Origin of the sequence: Zavarzinella formosa DSM 19928 (assembly GCF_000255705.1) — a bacterium.
Taxonomy (GTDB): Bacteria; Planctomycetota; Planctomycetia; order Gemmatales; family Gemmataceae; genus Zavarzinella; species Zavarzinella formosa.
This window is the reverse complement of sequence record NZ_JH636451.1, coordinates 125,077-143,543: the sequence shown is the minus strand read 5'-3', so window position 1 is coordinate 143,543 and position 18,467 is coordinate 125,077. Positions and strand designations below refer to the sequence as shown.

The 18,467-nt window shown below is 60.5% G+C and carries 13 protein-coding genes; 2 read left to right on the top strand and 11 right to left on the bottom strand.

Features of this window, described 5'->3' with window-relative positions; translation table 11 throughout:
- Nucleotides 1-264: 264 nt before the first annotated feature.
- From BGIM_RS0143205 to BGIM_RS0143140, 9 genes are all read right to left on the bottom strand, one after another.
- Nucleotides 265-756, bottom strand: a complete 492-nt coding sequence (locus BGIM_RS0143205; RefSeq protein ID WP_020475807.1) for a DUF1801 domain-containing protein — start codon at nt 754-756, stop codon at nt 265-267.
- Between the two features lie 110 nt (nt 757-866).
- The gene (locus BGIM_RS0143200; protein ID WP_020475806.1) at nt 867-1,331 is read right to left on the bottom strand and encodes a hypothetical protein; all 465 of its coding nucleotides are present in this window, start codon (nt 1,329-1,331) and stop codon (nt 867-869) included.
- Between the two features lie 71 nt (nt 1,332-1,402).
- Nucleotides 1,403-1,852, bottom strand: coding sequence for a hypothetical protein (locus BGIM_RS59360; RefSeq protein WP_020475805.1), 450 nt, complete (start codon nt 1,850-1,852; stop codon nt 1,403-1,405).
- Between the two features lie 179 nt (nt 1,853-2,031).
- Nucleotides 2,032-2,403, bottom strand: a complete 372-nt coding sequence (locus tag BGIM_RS55605; protein WP_029631879.1) for a hypothetical protein — start codon at nt 2,401-2,403, stop codon at nt 2,032-2,034.
- A gap of 1,352 nt (nt 2,404-3,755) precedes the next feature.
- A complete protein-coding gene (locus BGIM_RS0143180) occupies nt 3,756-4,031 on the bottom strand; it encodes a hypothetical protein (RefSeq protein ID WP_020475801.1) in 276 nt (91 codons plus the stop codon).
- Nucleotides 4,032-4,700: 669 nt separating this feature from the next.
- Complete coding sequence (locus BGIM_RS0143170) at nt 4,701-5,150, bottom strand: hypothetical protein (protein WP_029631875.1); 450 nt, start codon at nt 5,148-5,150, stop codon at nt 4,701-4,703.
- A gap of 871 nt (nt 5,151-6,021) precedes the next feature.
- On the bottom strand, nt 6,022-6,627 hold the full coding sequence (locus tag BGIM_RS0143155) for a hypothetical protein (protein WP_020475796.1): 606 nt from the start codon (nt 6,625-6,627) through the stop codon (nt 6,022-6,024).
- Between the two features lie 421 nt (nt 6,628-7,048).
- Nucleotides 7,049-7,816, bottom strand: coding sequence for a hypothetical protein (locus BGIM_RS0143150; RefSeq protein WP_020475795.1), 768 nt, complete (start codon nt 7,814-7,816; stop codon nt 7,049-7,051).
- 605 nt (nt 7,817-8,421) lie between these two features.
- Nucleotides 8,422-10,344 (bottom strand): sigma-54-dependent Fis family transcriptional regulator, encoded by a 1,923-nt coding sequence (locus BGIM_RS0143140; protein WP_020475793.1) that lies wholly within the window; start codon nt 10,342-10,344, stop codon nt 8,422-8,424.
- A 457-nt stretch (nt 10,345-10,801) separates the two neighbouring features.
- Here BGIM_RS0143140 and BGIM_RS64160 point away from each other — a divergent pair, with 457 nt between their 5' ends.
- The gene (locus tag BGIM_RS64160; protein ID WP_157369867.1) at nt 10,802-11,014 is read left to right on the top strand and encodes a hypothetical protein; all 213 of its coding nucleotides are present in this window, start codon (nt 10,802-10,804) and stop codon (nt 11,012-11,014) included.
- Nucleotides 11,015-11,038: 24 nt separating this feature from the next.
- On the opposite strand, the gene BGIM_RS0143135 is transcribed toward BGIM_RS64160, so the two are convergent.
- Together BGIM_RS0143135 and BGIM_RS0143130 are read right to left on the bottom strand one after the other, a co-directional pair.
- Entirely contained in the window at nt 11,039-11,866 is an 828-nt protein-coding gene (locus BGIM_RS0143135) for a hypothetical protein (RefSeq protein ID WP_157369866.1), read from the bottom strand.
- 130 nt (nt 11,867-11,996) lie between these two features.
- On the bottom strand, nt 11,997-15,302 hold the full coding sequence (locus BGIM_RS0143130) for a CHAT domain-containing tetratricopeptide repeat protein (RefSeq protein WP_020475789.1): 3,306 nt from the start codon (nt 15,300-15,302) through the stop codon (nt 11,997-11,999).
- Nucleotides 15,303-16,131: 829 nt separating this feature from the next.
- Between BGIM_RS0143130 and BGIM_RS55595 the strand changes: the two genes are divergently transcribed.
- The coding region (locus tag BGIM_RS55595) for a beta strand repeat-containing protein (protein ID WP_193789074.1) at nt 16,132-18,467 on the top strand (2,336 nt) is incomplete at its 3' end.

Below are 18,467 nucleotides of genomic sequence, written 5' to 3'. Positions count from 1 at the left end.
GGGGCGAGCCGGCGCCGCCAAGCCGGGACCGACCAGGCGAGGCACAGCGCCGTACAGGCGGTGGCCACCAGGGCCATCAGCGCCGCCGTCGTGTACAGAATGCCGGGAGAGAGCATGACGAACCTCCGAAGTGGCCGAACGAACACACAAGCTCGGCAGCCGGGCCACCGGGCGACAATGAACCCCGAAAAGCGAACAGACGGTCCGGGTCTGCTTCTGCAGCGCTGGCGCCACGCGTGCCGCGACCAACACCGCCTCGCGGCCTTACCGCTTCTTGCCGCCGACTCCGGGCATGGCCGCGACTTGTTTCATCCACTCCGCGATCTGGCGTTCGTCGAGGTCGTCCGCTGATTCGAGTTCCACGCCCCGCGTGGACTTGCCCATCGCCACCGGCGTCACCGGCGGAACGGGCACGAGCGCCGCACCGTTCACGAACATGAGCTTGACGTGGCCGTCGAAGCCGCCGCAACAGAAGCACCAGCCATCGCCGACGCCATAGTACGACATGCCCCATTTCACGGAGCGTTGAAGGCCGGGAAGCGTCCTGGCTGCCAGGGCATCGACGCGTTCCGCGATGCCGCGCTGCGGCTGCGGCAGGCTGGCGATGTAGGCGAAGACCGGCTCGTTGCCGACCGCCGCCTTCGCGGGGCTTGCCTTGCCGGTCACCATGGATTCCGGCAGCGTCGTGGCCGCCTTGTCTGGCTTCGCCGGTTTGCGGGCGGGCTTGGAAGTTTTGTCAGAGTCGCGGTCGGGCATGGCGGTCTCCTGTGCCTCGGATCTGTTTCGGTCGAACAACCAAACTCAGTCGCCGGGGCGCGGTGGCTCAAACCCATGTTACAACGGCTGAGGCCCCCGGTCACCTGCAACTACTTGTTCGGCCGCTGCCGCCATCGGGGTTGGGGCTGATCCTCGCGGAAATCCGAATGCAGGCTGCCCACAATCACCCAATCCAAGACGGCATAGTGCGGGAACACGGCGTCCGCGTCATCAACCGCATCCAATTCCGCCACCCGGCTTTCCGCCGCCAGGGCCGTCGCGTGAAGCGAGTCTAATTTCCGGATTTCCTGGCCAAGGCCGTCACAGTGGTCGCTGACCACGAACACTTCCGAACCGGTCGGAAAATCGCCCGGGAGCTGTTCGACCTCCAAGTCTTGTTCGAGGGGGACGGCGTCTTTGTGTCCTTGGTTCTTCCACGGGTCTGACTCGGGATCGGCCCCACGCGCGATGATGTAACTCACTTTCGCCGCCTCGGCCTCGTCGGGCGTGCGGAAAACGCCGAGCAATACGTCAGGCGACGTGTAAGCCGAGATTCGTCGCATCAGCAAGTACATGCCTCAGACGCCCTCTTCTCTTGCCGAACGCCAAAGTTCAGGGGTTGGGGCCAAAGCGACTGACACCAATGTTACCGCGACTCAGGTCCCCGGTCACCTGCGACGCCTTGTTCGGCGGTGATGGACCTGCGGACCCAATACAGGGCCACGCCCCCATAGTCACTCCACCCGACCTCGTACTGACCACCGGCCACGAACTCGGCCAACCACTCCGGGGGGACCAGCCCCCAAACGACGTCATCAAACTGATAAGGAAAGTTGTCCCGGTTTGGGTTTGGCGTGTGCAAGTACACCGCGTCTTGGCTGGAGTCCAGCACGACGATTACCGCCCAACTCTGCCACGGCACATGCAGACCCGCCGCCAGCGCCTCGACCTGGCCCCAGGCGGCGAACAATGCCCGAAGAGCCTCCCGCCGAACGTCAGGCCCACTGTTGCCCTCTCCACGCCAATCAACGTGCGTGTGCCAGAGGTCGAACCACTCGCCCATGATGGGCAACCGGGCTTCAAAACGACCTCTCACAGCCGAAACTCCGAGGCCGAACGCCAAAACTCAGCCACCGGGGCGCGGCTGCTCAAACCCATGTTACAACGGCTGAGGCCCCCGGTCAGCCACAGCGCCTTGTTCGGCTGGAAGCCTGCCCTCGGACCGCCACGACCGCAAGAAGCCACCAACCACGTCACACCTTCTTGTGAATCAGTTCAACAATTTGATCCCGACGAGTCGCGGGCATGATTGGCAGGCGGCAACGGTCCTCGCCGAGCCAGCCAATTGAAACACCGCAGCAATACGGGCGAAGTCGCGACAACGGCCATCGCAGCGACCCAGACCCAGTAGCCCGAGAGTAAGAGGCCCTGCTCGGGCCATTGATTCGATGAGGCGGCGACGATCACGGGGAAGCTGGCCGCCAATGCCAGGGACACGACTCCCCACACCGCCGCCGCACGTGGCCGCTCGTGGAACAACGCAAAAATCCCGGCGGCGAACGTGAGGTTGGCCGAAGCCGCCGGGTGCATGAGAAATCCGAACGGGCATGTGAAGATCACCGCGAGCAGACAGGTCAGGCCAAACATGGCCTCGTTGCTCCGCCCCGGCCGAATTGCGGGGAGAGCGAGCGAGAGACCATAGAGGCTTGCCGCGACCCAAGCGATCCTGTTGCACCTTTTGACACGCATGGGATAACAACCGGAAGTCCCATGACGTGTTAACTTCCGGGCTTTGCCCGCCGAACGCCCAAACTCAGCGGCCGGGACGAGGCCGCTGAAACCCATGTTACGACGGCTAAGGTCCCCGGTCACCTGCAACGTCTTGTTCGGCGCCCTGCCTCGGCTCGCCGATCAAACGCTTCCAGACTTCTTCCGGAAGCGGGCCGCTCTGCGGATGCTCTCGGAAGAACTGTCGCCAGATCTCGCGTGCCTCTTCCAATGTCTCGCCCTGCCAACGCTCGGCCAGGGGCGTCGGCACGACTCGGCGGCAGGACGTGCAGACCTCGCGTGCGTGAACTTGTCCCCAAGGCGACGTGTCGCTGCCGCGGGGTATCACACGCAGGTGAATGGCCGATTCGGCGCTGCCGCACTCGGGGCAAACGAACGATTTCTGTTGCGCGTCCACTTTTACGGGGACTCCTCGCTTAACGAAAAGGCTCGGCAGCGGCGAGACGCGAGACCGGCCCGCCGAGCGCTGAAACCACCAAGACACCCCGCCGTCCGCCGCGGCGCCTTGTTCGGCTAAGGAATGTCGCGTGATGACAAAATGCCGCCCCGGTCGCCGTGGAACGACTGGTTCGGCCGCTGTCAATTCGATCAAAGCCCTTTGTCATCCAGCCAAAGGCCGCAGGCGGTGCAAGCTCGGATCCGAAAAATCCGACTCTTGCCGCGCCACATCCGGCGACGGCATTCCGTGCATTTCCGCGGCAAAAGCCATCCGGCCGGCTGGAGCGCCCGAGCGCCGCATTCCGGACAGAACGGGCCCAATCGATCATTAAGTTGATTTGCGCAGCAAGGACAGACGAGCCTTGGCCGGAAAACAAGAATTGCCCAAGCGGCGACCATTCCCGCCACCATGCCGATGCCGCTCCAAACGAATACCGACTGAGGCACTACGAAGGCAGTCATTCCTGTCACGACGGCGCCAGTGAATACCCATCCGGAAATCGATGTGATTCGACGGTGACGCCCGGCAACCAGCCCAAAAGCCGAGGAAAGCCGAGAACGCTCCTCTGGCTGCAAGTCGGCGGCCAATTGATCGGGCGTCGTGGCAACGACGGGAGGACTCGGATGGATTTTGAACGACTTCAATTGACTTTTTCTCCTCGATCACGAACGCCCGAGTTCAGGCGCCGGGGCCGGAACAACTCCGGCGATTTTACGACGACCGAGGTCCCCGGTCAGCTTCAGCGCTTTGTTCGGCTTTAGCCACCTATCCGTCAGTAGCCCGGCCCACAGAACGACGACGGCCGCGCCGCGATGATCCGGGGCAAAGCCGGCGACTCCCGCATTTCGACCTCGACAGACGGGCGGTTGACAACCGTGAGCCGCACGTTCGGGTCGTAGATCGGGAACAACTCTTCCGGCATTACGGCAGTGATGGTGATGCCATCGTCGAGTTGCACCGTGAACAAGTCGCGGCGCACGAACGCCATCAACCGCCCGCTGCGAATCCGAGCGGCCAAGTCCTCGTTTGGGTTGGGCGGCTCATCCATTCAAGGCCTCTCCTTCTGCCGAACGCCAAAGCTCAGCGGGCCGCCGTCGCCGACTTGACCCACAGCCATTGACTTCAGGGTGGCTCCGCCACAGTTTATTGTTCGGCCTGCTTTGACTTTGATTCTACTCAGGAGCCTCACCCGTCTTCTTTGTTCCTTCCCTGGCTTCCCTCCTTCTCAAATGTCAGGTGGCAGTGGTAGCAGATTCCGCGCCACGGACATGGGTCGTGTTGGAGGAGCAGGATGCCACACCGCCCACATGGGTAACCACGGTCCCGCTCGGCCCAAACCGGGCAATCGTCCTCCGGGAAGTCGGGCGACGGAAAAAAGAACGGCACGGCAAATCGCTTGGCCACCTCCGCCCCAATAAGCGCCGCCGCTCTCGCTTCGGGCCATGACGGCACCTTCCCGTTGAACAACCGGATGTCTCCGCCATCCTGAAAAGTCGCAAGGTGGCGGCTCCGGTATCCTGCACCGTCTGGCAAGACCGCGGCCAGCCAAACTCGCCATCCGAACGTGTCGCCGTCCCACTGGGCCTCAATCGCAACCGGTCGGATAGGAAGCGAGTCGGCGGTTGACATCACTTCCTCGCAGGTCGGAATCATCCTCGCGCCCTCCTCCGCCGAACGACCAAACTCAGCCGGCGGGGCGCGGCGGCTTAAACCCATGTCACGACGTCAGAGATTCCCGGTCAGCCGCGGCGCCTTGTTCGGCGTCCGGGGCGCTGCCGATCACCTCGACCCCTCCGAACCTTGACACCCGCGGATACCCCGCCAGGGTTGTGCCCTCGGGGTGCCGGAAGTCGTATCGGTGGTCCCTGCGGACGGCCGCAGGCCCGACCTTGAAATTGGCCGAACTGGACGACTCGACCCGCCAGTCGCTTCCGTCCGCCCGGGTGAGGATCGAGCACACCAAGCCGCGGTATCGCTCCGGCCCATCCACGACCGGCCCGTGCAGCCCGTACCGGATATGCCCGTCTTCGAGCCAGCCCTCGACCCGGAACACGAACGGCGTCCGGTCGGCGATGAACTCGCAGGCGGCATCCGGGCCAAGCCGGCACTGGAGGTCGTCCCACGGGGTGACGCGGACCAGCGCCCCGACAGTCGCCAGCGCTGCCACCGGTGCGCCCTCTCTTGCCGGAAGAATATCCATGCAAGCCGTCGTTTGGCGGGGCAGACGACAATGGTCTTCTGAATCCCGAAAGACCAAGGAGCTTGCGATGTCTGACCTGATTATGGCGGTTGACCCGGGCCGGTTCAAGTGTTGTCTGTCTGTGTCGGCGTTCGACACGGGAAGCGGCGAGCCGGATCATCGACACCGACCGGGCGAGGCGGCTCGTCGGAAACGGATCAACAACGGTTGATGGATGAGGACGGCAAAGTGGCGACGACTCCACTTCGGAAGGAAGCGTGAGGACGGGGGAGAGATGGAATGAAGCCGGCCGACTGGCCGCCAAGAGCCGCCTTCACTCCATCTCTCCCCCGGAAAACCGAGCCAAATGGGCTTGATTCAACGACGGCTTCATCGTCGCCACAGTTCAGTTGCCCCGCGACAAGGAGGCAACAACCAATTTTACAGCAACTGAGAGTAGGGGCAACTGCAACGCTTGGTTCAGTGCGCCTGTGCCATACTACTCAAAAATACAATACGTTATTGCGTCTTTGGCCGCGAGCAGATCCCTACTTCCGATCACCGTAAAAGACAACGATTTCGTGAGTGAGTTTAGTCGGGTTGATGTAGTGAACGACTTCCTTGACAACGGACTCTGACCCGCCTCCCTCGCCGCCGATGAAGCAGAGCGTATCCCCAATTTGTGGGACAGTATGGACTTCGTACACTTGGTTCAGCGAATCGGAAGCACCCCCACTCGCGAACCGATAAACGAATCGACAAGGAATCATTACAACCTCGTTGACAGAACTCACCAGCGACGATCTCTTCCACCGGACGCCAAAACTCAGCAGCCAGGGCCGAAATGACTCCAGCCACATTACGACACTTGAGATCCCCGGTCAGCCGCAACGCTTCGTTCGGCTTGCTCCGGCGATACCAACCCCTGTTGAAATTCTCGATTGCCAGGCAACCAAAACCGGCCTAGAAAATCGCGGGCGATCTCATGATGCCGCAGCATGTGACATATCTCGTCAGCGGACAACGACCGGTTACTCATCTGGCCCCGTCTCGCAGTGGTTTCGTTCGCTGTTCGGAACTCACTGCTCTGGTGCGCAATGCGGTTTCGAATACGGATCAACTCACGCACTTCTTTGAGCAGTTGGTCGGGGAAAGGATCTGGCCACTGCTCAGTCAAGAGTTTGAGTTTGTTCTGGACGGAACCGCGTAGGAAATGCCCGGTAATTTCTCCAAATACCTCCTGCAAGTAGGGTACGTCCAGTAACAGACAGTGTGACAGAACGTAATCGTTCAGGGCGGCCTCGATCGCAATGGCCGCGAAGACCGTCGAAACAGCGAGTTTGTCCCAGTTATCCTGCCCGATAACCTTGCCATCGCAGATGCGGGCGGGATCGACCGCTTCCCGATGACGGCGTGAAATCTCTAGCAAGCATTGGTGTTGGTAGTTGTCGGCAAAGTTCGGCATAACACCTTCCGTTGAGTGATCTCCAGTCGATCAGACGGGAAGGACACCGCACTACATCAGCGGGTTCAAGAGGTCGAGCCTCCGAACGCCCAGACTCAGCCGCCGGGGCCGGAACGACTCCGACCATGTCAAGACGGCCGAGGTCCCCGGTCGGCTGTAGTGCCTTGTTCGGCCTGAACCCCTGTTCTCTCGCCCGGCGACCGTCGCCGGGCGAAGGGATTTGTCTTTCGCCTTTCGCGACCCGCTTCGCCTGGCGGGGACCGACCCTCGAACCCGCCGGAGATCGTCGCCCCACTGCCGAACGATACCGCTCAGCAGTGGTAGGGGCTGCGGAAGCTATGACCTGGGAAAAGCCATCGTGCCCCCCGCCGTCTGCTGCAGTGCTTGGTTCGGCGTCTGGCGAATCGCTCATCTCGCAAACTCAAGTGCCTGAGTCTCCCGATTTACGATCTTCACCCAAACTCGACTCGGCATCTGTGACGTACTTGTCGATGCGGCCGCGCTCCTCTTGAACGTGTTCAAGAATGGCTTTTACAGCTGCCGTTAGGAACTTCTTCGATCCAAGCTGCGCCTGTCGCCATTTCAAGACAACGTCATGTTGCAAACGACGAAGTTCGTTCCCGGCTCGCTTATGTACGTTAAAAAGTCTCCCCCCTGGGAACATGCCGTCGATAGCAACACACAGGGCCGTTACGGCCCCCAGCACGATAACAGCGGGACCGAACCCAAAGGCTTCGAGTGCTGCTACGCTTACTGAACTGAGAATCGCAGGGATTTTCAGCGCCCAGAATCGGAGCGCATCCCGCCTTGCTGCGCGCAGATTATCTTTCGTCCACGTTTCCAGAATATCCAATTGCTCCTGAACAACATCGTTCAGGTTCACAGACTGCTGCATTTGGGCCTCAGAATTACCTTCTGTTGCCGTCGTCGGTCTTGCAACAGGTGGCGTGGTCGATTCCTGATTCAAAAGACTTTGAGGAAGGGAAGGCGCATGTGAGGGCGGTGATCCGGTCGAAGGTGTCTCCACGCCAGTTTCCTTGGCAAGACGATCTGCGACCCTCTTTACCGTGGACGCCAAATCGGCTCTAGGGGCCGAAGGCATCATTTCGCAGTATGGCTTGTCTTCGATTAAACCTTCTTCTTTGGCAATCTCTGCCGCTTTGCGAAGTATCTTGTCCCAGTCGGCCATTTCGCAACCTCCAAGAACACTCTGCCGCCGAACAGTGATTAGACCAACTCCATTGGATTTCATCCCACAACTCGCAGGTTGGTCTATTCCGGTTGCCGTTGGGGGGTACGTAATGATTGATTAGTTATTAGCGTAACCGTCACATCGGCGCCTGTCAAACGCCAACTGGCGTCAACTTGGCCGTTGGCTCATCTCGGTCTGTGGCCGGTCAGAGATAGTCGGCCGGGCTTTCCACTCCCGGCCCCCGTTGTTCAGAACCCCCGGCAACCCCGCGTACCAGCCTTCTTTCATTTCGGGCCATTTTCAAAGGCTCGAAATCGCTGCGCATTTGCCCAAAATCATCAGGCGAGCCCCCTGTTTTTCCGGGGGTTTTGAAAAATAGTGTTCAGTTGGCCCGCTGGTTTTGACCACTTTTTGGGGTCCAACTGTCCAAAAATGGTCGGCGGAGGAGTGTTTTCGGCTGTTTTCGGTCACTTTTGGGGCGGATTTTGGACGGTTTGAAAATCCGGAAGGATCGGCGGCTGTAGCGGGGTGGGGTGTCTGGCCGGGGAGAATTTCGACCGGCCGGACTGGCGCTGATGAATGCCGTCGGCGGATGCCGAAGCTCACTCTTTTCGGATGTTGTAGCCCTTGATCTTTCGGTCCAGCGTGGAGCGTTCGATCTCCAGGATCTCGGCGGCCCGGCTTTTGTTCCAGTCGGTGTACTTCAGCGTCTCGCGGATGTGGCGTTTTTCCGTCTCTTCCAGCGAGACCGGCTTGTACAGCACGGGGTGGTTGCCGGAACTGCTCGGGTCCAGGGAAGTCAGCCAGATGTCGACGGCGTCCAGGAATGGCTTGTCGTTCAGGGCGACGGCCCGTTCCACCACGTTGCGCAGTTCGCGGACGTTGCCCGGCCAGGCGTAGTTCTTGAGCTTCGCCTTCGCGTCCTCCGTGAATCCCTTGATCCGGCGGCCGGTTTCGCGGGTGAAGCGTTTCAGGAAATGCTCGGCCAGCGGCGCCACGTCTTCGAGGCGGTCCCGCAGGGGGGGGACGCGGATTTCCACCACTTGCAACCGATAAAACAAGTCCTTGCGAAACACGCCCTCCCGCACGGCCTGTTCCAGCGGGCGGTTGGTGGCGGCCACCACGCGGACATCCACTTTGATGTGGTTGTTCCCGCCGAGCCGCTCGAAGGGATGCCCCTCCAGCACCCGCAGGAATTTCGACTGCGTCGAGAGGTGCATTTCCCCGATTTCATCAAGGAAAATCGTCCCGTGGTCGGCCGCCTCGAACTTGCCGATCATCTTTTCCGTGGCCCCGGTGAAGGCGCCCCGTTCATGGCCGAACAATTCGCTTTCGAGCAATGATTCCGTGAGGGCGGCGCAGTTGAGCGTCACAAACGGGGCGTTCTTCCGGTTGCTCAGGTTGTGGATCGCGCGGGCCACCAGTTCCTTGCCGGAGCCGCTTTCGCCGCGAATCAACACGGTGGCGCCCGTCGTCGCCACCCGGCTGATCTGGCTGGTGATGTTCCGCAGGCCGGTGCTGGAGCCGACGAGTTCGCTTTCCAGGCCGAGGGCCGCCCGCAACTCCCGGTTGGTGGCGTGCAACAGGTCTTGCTTGCGAAGCTGCTGCCAGGCCCCGGCCATGTGCCGGCCGATGGCGACGGCGAAATCGAGATGGTCGTCCGTAAAGCGTTCGTTCGGCGTGCTGTACAGGTGGATGAGGCCAAGAACCTCGGCGCCCTCGGCCAGCACGGGCACGCAAATCAGGCTGCCCACCCGCAACTCGCGGATGCTGTCCCGGCCCTTGAATTGCGGGTCGGCCAGCGCGTTCTCGGCCAGCACCGCCTCCTTGGTGTCCAGCACGGTGGAACTGACCAGTTGGGACGCCTTGTGGAACGTCCGGACTTTGCCGTCCCGGCTGCGGTAGGCCATCAACTCCAGTTCCCGCCCGGTTTTCACGCTCATCACCGCCCCGTGTTCGGCGGGCATCGCGTTGAAGCATCCGGCCAGCACGGCATTGCCAAGGGCGGCGCCGTCCTCCGCGTTGGCCATGTCGAGGGCCGTGCGGTAAAGCGTCTCCAGCGCCCGCTCTTTCGGGGCGTCGGCCACGGTGTCGTCGGTGTTGCGGATGCCGCCGGACTCGCTCGGCACGTATTTGGTCTTGGTGGTCCGGCGGGTGATGTTGACCGCCTCCGCCAGCGGTTTTTCCTGCGGCACGGGAATGCCGGGCAGATCGTCCAGATCGTAGAGAAACAGGTATTTGCCGCGGCCGAATTGAACATCGTCGCCGGTGTCGATCTCGGCCTCGCCGACGAGGGGCTTGCCGTTGATCTTCGTGCCGTTCAGGCTGCCGAGATCGCGGACATACCACGACTCTTCCGCGTAGGAAATCTCCGCATGGTCCCGGCTGCACAGGTCGTCCGCCAGCACAATGCGGTTCTTGGGGGACCGGCCGAGTCCGTAGGTGACCCCTTGTTGGAGGGCGTGAACGTCACCGAATCCCTCTTCATGCCTGGCCACCAGAAAGGCGGTTGTCGGCGCTGCCATGCAGACTCCGGTTGGTGCCACCGAACCATCATCTTATCAGGATAGCCCGCGAATCCGGAAGGGTGAGGGATGAAGGCCGAAGATGAGAGGAAAACCGGCGATTTCGTCTGAAACGAGAATCGACTATTGGCTGGCGCGAATTTAGGTTCCCGTCGGCCCTCGTTTTCCCGCGTCGGACTTTAAGCCGCCGTCATTCCCGTTTCAGGGCATTCGGGTAAACTCCGCCATCGGCGGCCGGGCCGGCAATGCTTGCACGTTTTGAAGTTGCGTTTTTGGGGTTTTCCAAGCTTGGTTTTGGTATTGGCGAGCCGAGCTCCGTCAGGAGCCGGGTGGCTCCCGGCAGGGAAGGGGCTTGAGCCACGGGTTTAAGTCCGGCTGAGTAAAGGGGGAGACGGCTCAACCACCGGAAGCCACCCGGCAGCTCACGCTGCTCGGCTCGCCAATACCAAGACAAACCTTGAAAACCAAAACCTCAAAACTTGCAGTGGAAGGCATCGAAATCGGCCTCCCCTGCCGCACCGGCGGCGAAGACGAAATCGAAACCGAAGGAGAAAGATTTGAGGAATACAGCCCCGAACACGTGACCTTAATCCCTTTGACTACATCTTCCGGCGACCACGAAGCAGCGGGATGTATGACACGTGAGGGCGAGAGGTTGGCCGGGGGATGATGGCGAGATGGTTGGTCGGAAATACTAATCGCCAATGTTGAAATTCACATCAGTTGACACTGATTTTGAATCGTTGTAGAAGAAGGTGATTTTCAACGTTAGCAATCGCAATGTTTTGGGATTGATCAGTATTCGTTCCGCCTTGCCGTGTCCGATTGTGATTGCCGTTGTCACCTGATTTGACTGGCCCTCGGCCAGGGAATCAACAGGCAAATCCAAGCCAATTCCTTGGATAAACGGCGCCAGTTTCTCCTTATGGTCTTTGGTGACGGTAATTTGAACACGATGAATCGCGGCCAGGCTGGAGCCGGTGTTCCGAATCAGCACATCAATTTCGCCTTTGTTCGTCACGCTGGCCGAGTCAATTTTCAGGGCCGCTTCCATGTCGGCCTTTGCAGGCGCCGCTTTGTTGACATCGTTGGTCGTCGAAGGCGCTGCCTTGTTGACATCGTTGGTCGTCGAAGGCGCTGCCTTGTTGAGATCGTCTGTTTTCTCATTCGCAACGACAGGGGAGACGGGAGCGAAGAGATATGCCACCACCGCGAGGGCAAACATAATGACGGTCACGATGGCGGCGGTCTTGACATATGTGAGAGCCAGTTCGTGCCGTTTACCCATTTCATCTTTGATGAGTGAAACCTTTTCCGGAACTGGCAAATCTTCGGCAGTGATGCCGTATCGGGTCAGGTATTCGTCAACGGCTTTGGCGCGATCTTCTTTGGGAAGATGGCTTAATTCCTCGGATTTCGCCTTCGCCTTTTTGACGTAAGCAAAATAAATCAAAGCGCTGATCAAACCAAGCAACGCCAGCGGGGTTCCGACGCCGGTTGCAATACGAATCACTTCAGTCATGATGGTGCGTCCTGTTTTGCAAGTCAAATGGCGAAATTCCATTAGTCAGTCGGTTGCATTGAAAATGTCTGTCATGCTTTTGGCAGTGTCGGGCCGCCGGCGGCCTCACCGGATGCGCTTGCCGGCCGGATTAGTGATCCCATCCTTCGCCCACCAGCGTCCACCCCGCCCAATGACGCATCGCTTCGTATTTGCCCGACGGGTGGGTGCGAACGGCTTCTTGGGCGGCCAGAAGCGCGTCGGCCGGGCTGCCGCCGGCGGCCAGTCGCGAATAAAATTCCCCCATTAGCATGGCGGTGGAATCCTCGGGCACTTTCCAACTTGAAAGCACAAGCGTTCGGGCGCCCGCGGCGGTGAGCGACGAGCGCATGCCCATGATGCCTTGCGCGGCGACTTCCGTTCCACGGCCGGTGTCGCATCCGGAAAGCACGACCAGGCGGCACCGGCTCAGGTCGACGCTGACAAAATCGTCGGCGGTCACGACAACTCCGCGTTCGCTTGACGACGCGATTCCGCTCTTCGAGAAAAACATGCCCGACTCAACCAGCGGATTGCGGGTGGGGGAGACGGAGGGAAGCGGCCCCGGCGAAACTTTTCCATTGTCGGTTTCGATCAGGGTCCGCATTTGCTCGAAGTAAAACCCGTGAGTCGCAATGTGGATGCGGGTGGCTTTGGGAAGGCTTTTGAGCAAATGCTCCTTGCCGTCTTTTGCAACCTCCACCAGATCCCAGCCGGCATTCGCCTGTTTCGCCGTGGCGAGAATGGCCGCGATCTCGCCGGGCCGGGAATCTCGCTCGTCCGTCACCACGCAGAATCGGTCGGGCGTTTTCGAGCTTTTGTCGTTCCGGCCCGGGGAACGCAGCCGCACAAATTCGCGGGGGCTGTTCGTTTGGGTGATTTTGTGCGTCTCGCCTCCGGGTTTCCCGGCCGGCAGTAACTGCCACGGAACACCGGCCAGCTTTCCGTCCGGGCAAATGCAGACTTTCTTGACGCCGGGGGCGAGCTTGTTTTTAATCGGCGCCCAAAGAGAGCCCCGAAGCAAATCCAACGAGCCGCCGGCAGGCTTGAAATCCATGACATCTTTGCGCCAATCCGCGATCACCTTGTCGACGACCGCAGCGTCCCCGATGCTCACGCAGGACACCTCGCCGGGCGTCGTCAACACCGCCGAGTACTCTTTTCCGTCGCCTTTGGCCGCGTGATGCAGGTAGATATCAACAAGGACCTCATCCGGCCGGAGGCATTTTTGCAACGCCCCGAAACCGCCGGCCCCCTCAAAGGGATCATTCACTGTTTGCAATTGGGACAATTGCAGCAACTCGCGGTCCAGTTGCTCCTTGTTTGAAGTCAGCTCGCGATATTTTGCCTGCCATTCTTCAAGCCTCACCTCCCCCGCCTTCAGATACCACCTCGCAATTGCCAGACGGGACTGCCGGTATTGTTCGGCAAAAACCCGGGTTTTTGGATCTTGCTCAAGGCGGGTCACGGCTGCTTCCCGCCGGAGGGCCTCCGTCAATATTCCCTTCCACTGGCAGGCCTCCCCGTAGGCCTCGGCAAACTTCTCGGTGTCACGGCAAGCTTGGAACAATCCGGCCAGGTGGGCGGTCGTCTGGATCTGCATAAAGGCGGCCTGCTCCGCAAACGACTGTAAAGGCAATATCTGGCGGGCATGAAGTCCCGAGACACGGATGGCTTCGGCCATGTTTTTGGCGGCCTCTTTTTTGTCGCCTTTTTTAAGTTGAAACATCGCTAGGTTGTAAAGCGAGGCCGCGAGGTTGGGGTGATTGGAACCGTACAACTCCCGCCTCAGACGCACCGCATTTTCAAGGTGTTCTCCGGCTCCCGGCTCCCCAAGCTCTTCGAGGACCGACCCGATCGCGGAGTGGACAAACGCCCGCCGGGAGCGGTTGTCCTCGTCCGGCGAGGCCATCACGGCCAGCGCCCGTTCAAACAGAACCTTTGCGGTCTTCCAGTCTTTTTCCTGTCTCGCCATGGCGGCGGCCCCGGCCAGGCGCTCCGGATCATCCTCGCCCAGCCCGGCGATTTCCAGGGCAAATGCTTCCTTGTGGTGAGCCAATGCCCTGGCGTCTTCTCCCAAATGGCTCTCCGCCAAGGCCATTTTGCGCAGGCAGGAGGCGATGGACAGGCGATTATTGTCGGCGCCCGACCGCAGGATCGCCAGTTCCCGCTCCAGGAGCGGCCGGGCGCTTTCGTAGTCGTATGACATGATCAGCGCCGCCGTCAGCCGGGAAAGCGGGCGCGCCACCCGCTCATCCTTCGGGCCATATTTCTCTTCGTATGAATGCTGAACCCGGTCAAGCAATTCTCTCGCCTGACTTATCCTGGCCAGCCGGAGCCAGACGGACGCCAGTTCGATCTCCACCTCAGCCCTTTCCAATGCGTCCGCGTTGGCGTCCTTCAGCCGTGAGAGGGCATCCGTCAGCGTGTTCATCGCTCCGTTATAATTCCCGATGAATTGCTGAGATTCCGCAAGCATTGTTTCGAGACGGGGGAGATCGGCCTCCTTGACGCCGCTTTTTTTCTTGATGGCGACGGCCCGGTCAAAATACGAAATTGCCTGAGCGTGCCGGCGCTGCCGGCTCAAGAACATTCCGATGTCGCCCAGGGCCTGCGCCAGGTGAGGGTGATCAGCCCCCAGCTTTGCCTCCAACGCCTCCAACGAGGCCATGTACAGCAACAGGGCGTTGTCAAAATCCCCTTGCCTGGCCAGGTCTCCGGCGAGATCATGGGCCGAGGCGACCAAACTCACGGGAATGGTTGTTGGCTTGCCCGCATGCCCCTTGAACGCCCGCACATGGGTATGGGCCGCGCCTTGGAAATCCTTCAGTTCCATCTGCAATTCCCCAAGGGCGACAAACACCAAGGTCAGGTTTGGATCGGCGGGCGGCAGGGCTCTTTCCAATCGATCAACGCTGCTTTGATACCAGGTGATTGCGATGGCCTTGTCGGCCTTGCCGCCCTTGTCTTGGTGAAGTCTGGCGATGTGGTAACGGGTGATTCCGCTTGACTCCACGTTCTTGGGATATGCCTTCTCGAGAAGCGTCAGCGCGGGCTCCATATGTGACAAGGCGAGTTCCGTCTGGCCGAGTTCCCTGTAGGCATCGCCAAGCTGGCACATGGTGGCGCCGACTTGTCCGTGGTCCGGGCCGAGAGCCTCCTTGCGCAGCTCAAGCAATTGTTTCAGGGGGGCGACGGCCGCTTTGTAGTCTCGTTGCCCCACGAGCTTCCTGGCTTCGGCGTCTAATTGATTCGCCTTCTCCAGAAGCTGTTTTAACTGTTCGGGCGACCGGGCGGGCTTTTCATCACCCCGGCCGCTTCCGATGATGAAGACGCCGGCCGCCACATATAAGGCACATCGTCGGACAAAAATAGTGAGCATGGCTGTCACCCGGGAGAGTTTCTCGCTGCGAATCATCGCGATTTCGGTGAGTCTTCGGAGGCAGGGAGGCCGTTCTGTTTCGGAGTCGGTTCGACACCAAGGGATAAATCCGCCTGCCTGGCAAGAACATTGCACGCCTTTCGCCGAGACACATCGAAGGGCTGGAAGGATTGACGGTATTTGTGTTGTTTCCAGCCAGTGGTTATTCGACGCCAATAAAATTGTCTTTAAGCAATTTTTTGTCTGTTGAGCACGACTTGATTGCTTCCTCAACGCACGCGCTGTTGATTTTGCAGAGGCGTCTCAATTCAGATCACCGGCCGGGCGGGGGTTCCTCCTTCCGCCGAAAAAATGTGTCCAGAACCATCAGTCTGGATTCGAGTCTGGCAGCCATCGAGTCATAGGCGCTTGGATATTTTTTGTCAAATCAGCACAGGATAAATTATTTCACCCGGTGTTGTGAAAAACCTGGTTGGGTGGAATATCTCTTCGGGTTGACATGATAATTTCCCAAAATCCAAATGATTGCGAGTCCATTGGAAACGGGTAGACTTACTGAATAAGCTTACCAACATCAGACATTGGGGAGCAAGAAAAAAATCTGTCAGTCGTCAATTCCTCAATTCCTCAATTCCAACCCTGTTTTTCACTCAAGCCCGTCCCCCAAGCTCCAATCCGCTCCCGGTTCACTTTTCCACCCCCAACGATCCCCCCGCCAATCACCCCTTCTCTGCCCGGCCTTTGGCTCCATTCTTCATTCCCATTTCCCCGCATTCGGCTAAACTCAACAACTCGATCGGCCTGCCCCCGGCGGTCGATTTCTCCTTCCGGCGGCGTGGCCGCCTTGCCTCAAAAGGGTCTTTTCATGAAGTTTCGCCCGTCTGTTCGTCGTCGCGGATTGTTGCAACTGGAAACCTTGGAGCAGCGGGAAAACCCGACCGCCACGATCACGGCCGCCGTCACAGGCGGGGTGCTCACCATCACGGGGACGGATGAGGCCGAGACGATCACCCTCAAGCAGACGGGTCTTGGCCTGTTTCAAATCTCCGGCGACAACGGCACCGTCGTCAATGGCACGGCGGACGGCACGCTGACCACCACCGTGGCGGCCAAGTCCGTCAAGGTGATGCTCAAGGGAGGGGACGACAACGTCACCATCGACGCGAACAACCTCGCCTTTGCCGGCGCGATCACCGTGGACGCCGGGGACGGGAACAACACCTTTGGTTTCAGCACGACCGCCGCGCCGGCTTCCCTCGGCAGCCTTTCCTACGTCGGCGGCAACGGGTCGGACATGGTGTCCGTCGGCTCGCCCGGCAAAACCAGCACGATCAACGGCGGCGTCAAAATCGCCACCGGCAACGGCGGTTCCACCGTGGGGCTGTACAGCGTGACGTCCACCGGGGATGTGACGGTCACGGCGGGCACGGGCACGGACAGCCTCACGCTCGCGTCGGTGCAAGTCCGGAACGTCAGCGATGACGCGGGGCTGGGAGACGGCGCCCTGACCGTGAACGGGACCAGCGTTCTCAACGGCGGCTTGGTTTACAAGGCGCTGGAAGGGACCGACACGATCAGCCTCACCGACACGACCATCAAAGGCAAAACCGGCGTCAACATCTCCGGCGGTTTCGGCCAGACGCAACTGAGCACCTCCGGCGTGGTGTCCGTCCCGGCCGGGGGCGTGACCATCGCGGGAACCAACGGCTTGGCCGGCCTGCAGGTCAACAGCAGCGCCTTCACGGTCGCCGGGGATGTCCGGGTGACCGACACGCAAATCAGCGTCACCAACAACGGCACGCTGACGACGGGCAACCTGACACTCGCCGGCAAAGATGCGGTCACCATGGGTGGCTCGGGCGAGTGGGACATCAAGAAAAACCTGTCCGCCACCGCCTTGTCTCCGGTCGGAACCATCACGAATATCTTCAGCGTCCTGAATGTGGACGGCAACATCACCATGACCAGCACGGGCGCCTCAAGCACGACCATTGGCAGCGGCCTGGTCAAGGGAACCGCCAGTTTCGCCAGCGCCAACGGCCAAGCCGGGTTGCTTGGCGGAACCGCCGACTTGGAATTCCGGAAAAGCCTCGCGGTTCGGGGCTCCGGAGCCGCGATCGTATTCGGCCAGAATTCGCCACAGGCATCCACGGGGAACATCATCGTGGATGGCGATGTTTCCGTGACCGCCACGGTTTCGATCGGATTTCTTGTCAATCCGGCGAGTGTCATGACACTGAAAGGCGGCCTCCGGGTCTCCGGCCCCTTGGGGGCGTCGATTCAATTGTCCTCGACCCTGCCAACCGGCGCCACCGTGGCCAAGGATGTGTTGCTGACTTGCACCAAAGGCCCGGCCTCGTTCTCGATCAACACGAAAAACCTGACGATCTCCGGAAAAACAACAATCGTGTCGGCAGCGCCTGCCGCGTTGGGCCTGACCACCTACGCCGGCGGGAAGCTGACATTTGCGAAGGATGTGTCGGTGTCGGCGGCCACCCAAACCTCGCAAATTCAGTCGGTCGGATTCGGCGAAGCGGTGTTCGGCGGCAAGGTGACGGTTCTCGGCGGCCCGCAGGCCACGCTGAGCCTGATCGACACGGGGACCACGGGGTCAACCATCGCCGGGGATGCCACCGTCACGTCCGCGTTCGGAAGCGCCCTCTGGACCATGTCCGGCGCGGCCAAGGCGTTTAACGGCAACGTGAGCGTGAAGGGACACGACGTGAGCTTCAACCAACAAAGCTCGACGACCGCAACCACCTCCTTTGCCAAGAATCTGACCATCACCGGCGGCGCCGGGAACGACCTTGTCACGATGAACGGCCTCTACTCCGTCACCGGCGACACGACGTTCAACCTCGGCGAAGGCCCCAGCAACATCAGCCTCTCCAGCACGAGCACGGCGACGGACTTCACCGGCAAGCTGACGATCAAGGAGGGCAACGGCGACAGCAACACGAGCTTCTATAACGTGCAGGCGGGCAAGGATGTGTCGGTCACGTCGCTGGCCGGGAAGGATATCCTCACCGTGGACGGCGGCTCGGTCTTCTCCGGGGCTTTCCTCGCCGACACCGGCGCCGGGGACGACTCCCTGGCGCTGGGCGCGGCCACCGGCCTCTCGGTGGCGGCCGCGACCTTCAACGGCAAAGTGACGATCAAAACCGGCGCCGGCAACGACACCATCCAACTGGGAACCGCCAC